The organism is Roseomonas rosulenta (genome assembly GCF_016106005.1).
Taxonomy (GTDB): Bacteria; Pseudomonadota; Alphaproteobacteria; order Acetobacterales; family Acetobacteraceae; genus Neoroseomonas; species Neoroseomonas rosulenta.
Window position 1 is genome coordinate 1 of sequence record NZ_JACADR010000362.1, and the last position, 3,767, is coordinate 3,767.

5 protein-coding genes and 1 riboswitch are annotated in these 3,767 nt (G+C 72.6%); of the genes, 1 reads left to right on the forward strand and 4 read right to left on the reverse strand.

Annotated elements, in window-relative coordinates; genetic code table 11:
* Nucleotides 1–134 (reverse strand): helix-turn-helix domain-containing protein (locus HW578_RS24175; RefSeq protein ID WP_198373260.1); only part of this gene is annotated, 134 nt, incomplete at its 3' end.
* A gap of 116 nt (nt 135–250) precedes the next feature.
* Between HW578_RS24175 and HW578_RS24180 the strand changes: the two genes are divergently transcribed.
* Entirely contained in the window at nt 251–1,108 is an 858-nt protein-coding gene (locus tag HW578_RS24180) for a VOC family protein (RefSeq protein ID WP_198373261.1), read from the forward strand.
* 608 nt (nt 1,109–1,716) lie between these two features.
* Here the strand turns inward: HW578_RS24180 and HW578_RS24185 are convergent.
* From HW578_RS24185 to HW578_RS24195, 3 genes are all read right to left on the reverse strand, one after another.
* A complete protein-coding gene (locus tag HW578_RS24185) occupies nt 1,717–2,823 on the reverse strand; it encodes a 2-aminoethylphosphonate--pyruvate transaminase (RefSeq protein ID WP_198373262.1) in 1,107 nt (368 codons plus the stop codon).
* 63 nt (nt 2,824–2,886) lie between these two features.
* The gene (locus tag HW578_RS24190) at nt 2,887–3,180 is read right to left on the reverse strand and encodes a hypothetical protein (protein ID WP_198373263.1); all 294 of its coding nucleotides are present in this window, start codon (nt 3,178–3,180) and stop codon (nt 2,887–2,889) included.
* Between the two features lie 40 nt (nt 3,181–3,220).
* Nucleotides 3,221–3,328, reverse strand: a riboswitch (SAM-I-IV-variant riboswitch).
* A 32-nt stretch (nt 3,329–3,360) separates the two neighbouring features.
* Nucleotides 3,361–3,767 (reverse strand): DUF1194 domain-containing protein (locus HW578_RS24195; RefSeq protein ID WP_198373264.1); only part of this gene is annotated, 407 nt, incomplete at its 5' end.

A 3,767-nucleotide genomic window follows, 5' to 3' on the forward strand; every position in this document is an offset into this window, starting at 1 on the left:
CCCAGCGCCTCCTCCAGCGCCGCGACGCGGCGCGCCGCCGTGGCCTGGCCGATGCCGAGCGCCTTCGCCGCGCCCAGCGTCGACCCTCGCCGCGCCACGGCGAGGAAGACCCGCAGATCATCCCAGTCAAACACGGCGCCATTCTTCAATTCCGGTGAACCGCTCCGCAAGGGTGGTTCTCACGGCGGCAGGCTTCGGCGCGCTAGATCCGTCGCCATGCGGTGCTGGCCGCGACGGAGAACATCGAGCCATGAGCAACGACGAGCAGGTCACGATCGCCTATGCCGCGGTGGAGGTGCGCCGCCCCGATCGCTGGCGGACCTTCCTGGACGCCATCAGCGGCAGCGAGGCGCGGGTTGACTGGAACGCGCCGCGCCGCACCCACGCGCTGCGCATCACCGAAGGCCCGCGCGACGATCTGGCCGCGCTCGGCCTCGCCTGGCAGGATGAGGCCGCGTATCGCGACGCGCTCGCCCGCATCGGCGCGGCCGGCGCGACGCTCGAGCCGATCGAGGCCGACGGCGTCGCGCGTGCCATGCGTTGCGCCGATCCCGCGGGCAATGTGCTGGACCTGCTGCTGATGGACGTGACCGACCCCGGCGACGGATCCTGGCCGATCGGCCATGTCGCCCTCGCCAGCCCCTCGCCGGAACCGCTGGTGGATTTCTACGAGGCCGCCATCGGCCTGCGGCTGAACGAGCGGATGCGCGGCCGCGTCGGACCGCTCGACCTGCGCGGCGGCTTCCTCGGCTCGCCGGCGCGGCATCACTGCCTCGCGGTGCTGAACGTGCCGGGCCGTCGGCGCCTGCACCACATCGAGTTCGAGGCGCCCGACGTCGCGGATGTCGTGGACATGCGCGCGCGGGCCAAGGCGGCGAAGGTGCCGATCAGCCTTGAGCTCGGCCGCCACGCGCTGCCCGACGGTACGGTGTCCTTCTACGCGCACACGCCATCCGGCTTCGAGATCGAGGTCGGCGCCGGCATGGGCGCGGGCGTGGAAGGCCCCGCGCCGGAAGGCCCGATGCCGAGCGTCTGGGGCCATGAGCTGACCCTGCCCGCGCGCCTGCGCGTGATGGGCGCGCTGGCGCTGCAGAAGGCGGGCTTCTGATGCCCTCAAGCGTCGTGCCGAAGGCTCGCCTCCGGCGTGACGCGCGGCCCAGCCGCCTTGGATCGCCACGCCAGGGGCGTGCTGTTCGCACGACGCACTGCCGGCGGGCCAGGGCCCTCAGGCATTCTTGACCATGCTGCATCGCGCGACGGACCGCCTCCGTCGTGCGGGCGCGGCCGTGGAGAACCCGGCCCATGGCGCATCCCTCCATGCCGGGGAGACGACTGCACCATCAAAGCCTGGGACCGAACATCCAGACCGAGAAGCAACCGCCCGATCGTCGAACCGCTCCTGCGCGCAATCATCCGCGGCTGGGCGAGCGCGGGCGGCGACGTCTCGATGATTGAAGACCAGGCGTGTGAGCGCCGGCGGGGTGCGCGTCACGGCAGGCGCTCCGAAGGCCTCGCGCAGCAACAGGCTGGTACCCAGATCGATGGACAGCGACAATCTCAATGCCGGCGCCGGCAGGGATCGCCCTGCGCGCCTCGACGTCGCCGAGGGCGATCTCCGCCGCTGTCCGACTGTCAGTCAAGGAAGGAACCGACGGCCGTTGCCCCTTGGCGGGGGCAAGTCCGGAGGGGGCAAAGGCCCCCTCCGGCCACGCGCCCTCACGCCGCCTTGGCCAGCATCTCGTCCAGTGTCGCGCCGATCGCCGTGACCGCGCGGCGGATATCGTCCGTCGTGACGGCGCCGATTGCCCCGATGCGCAGCGTGGGGGCGCTGGTGTTGTAGAAATTGCTGATCAGCACGCCACGGCGCTTCAGCGCCTCGACGAAGGCCATCAGGTCGAAGCGCGGATCGGCGGGCTGATGGACGGTGACGATCACTGGCCCCTGGTGCTGCTTTTCCAGATACGGGCGCAGGCCGATCGCGGACAGGCCGTCGTAGAGCGCATCGGCATTGGCACGGTAGCGCGCATGGCGCGCGGGCTGGCCGCCCTCGGCCTCGTAGAGGTCGAGCGCGACGTCGAAGGCCGCGATCGCCTGCACGGGCGGAGTGAACCGGATCGACCCCCAGCCCGAGCGCTTCGCATTCGCCAGCACGTCCGACAGGTCGAGCGACCAGGACTGGGCGTTGCCCGCGCAGGCCTCCGCGCGGTCCATGCGCGCCACGGCGAAGCCCATGCCCGGCATGCCTTCCAGGCACTTGCCCGAGGTGAAGACCAGCACGTCGCATTCCGGATGCTGGTCGAGCCGGAACGGCAGCACGCCGAAGGCGGAGACCGCGTCGAGGATCATCCGCCGCCCGAGGCCGCGCACCGCATGGCCGATGCCTTGGGCGTCGTTGACGATGCCGCTGCCGGTCTCGTTGAAGACGAAGGCGACATGGCCGATCTCGGGGTCGGCCTCCATCGCGGGCAGGATGTCCTGCGCGGTGGCCCCGCGCGTGTCGGGCAGCGCAAGTTCCACTACCTGCCGGCCGGCTTCGCGCGCCAGGCGCGCCATGCGCTGCGCATAGGCGCCGTTCATCGGGATCAGCACCTTGGCCCCGGGGGCGACGAAGGTGCGGATCGCGGCCTCGGTCACGAAATGCCCCGCGCCCTGCAGCGGCAGGGTGGCATGCACGCCCGGCGTGCCGCCGGCCACGCCCACGATGCGTTCGCGGATGCGGGCATAGACGGCCTGGAAGTCGCGATCCCAGGGCGCGATGTCCTGCGCCATGGCGGCGCGGACCTCCGGGCGGGTCTGCACGGGTCCGGGAATGAGCAGGAGCATGGCGGGCCGATCACGCAGGGGTCCCCGCCTTCTGCCCCGCCCGGGCACGCCGGTGCAAGCCGGTCAGCGCCGCCCGTCGGCCGCGGCCACGCGCGCGCGCAGCCATTCGGCCAGCGGGGTGCGCCGGTCCCCTTCCTCGGCCCGTTCCAGAAACACCGCGAGGTGCCCCGGCCGGCGGTCCGGCACCACGCGGTAGGCATGGGTCCAGAGCCCGTGGCCGCGATGCAGCACCACGTAGAGCCAGGAGGCCTCGACCCGCCCCATGCGCGTCGGCCAGTCGCACAGGGCGACGAACTGCGCCTGGTCGCCGGGGGCGAGCAGCAGATCGAGGTCTGGGGCGGGGGCCACGTCGCGCATCGGTCTTTCCTCCTGTGTCCGGAGCAGATCGACGCAGCGGCGCTTCCCGATTGGTTGCCGGAACGGCCGCATCCCCCCTCGCGGAGGCGCCACCTTGCCCGGGAAGGCAGGTTGGCGTTGGGCGCCGGCCCAACTCCTGATGCGCGCGCAGCTAAGCCATGCGCGGCCCCGGATGGCAAGTCAGGCGATGGCGGGGCCAGCGGCCTCGCGCAGCAGCTTCTCCCGGATGGCCTCGGCGAAGGCGGCGTAGTCGGGCGTGTGCATGGCGAAGGCGCCGGGCCCGCCGATCACCTCCGCCTGGTAGTGGTCGAGCAGGTCCGGTTCCTCGTTCAGCACGGCCAGGGCGTTGATGGTCACGCCGGCGGCCACGCCGATGTCGCGCACCGGCCCCGGCGGGCGCCCCTGGTTGTGCCGCCCGTCGCCCGAGACGTCGAGCACCAGGCGCGTCGCCTCCGCCGGGCAGGCGGCCAGCAGCGCGAGCGCGGCGGCCATCCCCTCCCCCAGCGCGGTGGCGCCGGCCGGCACCAGGCGCGGCGCATTCTCCACGGCATCGGCGAAGGCGACCGCCGTTGCGCGGTCCCCGATCC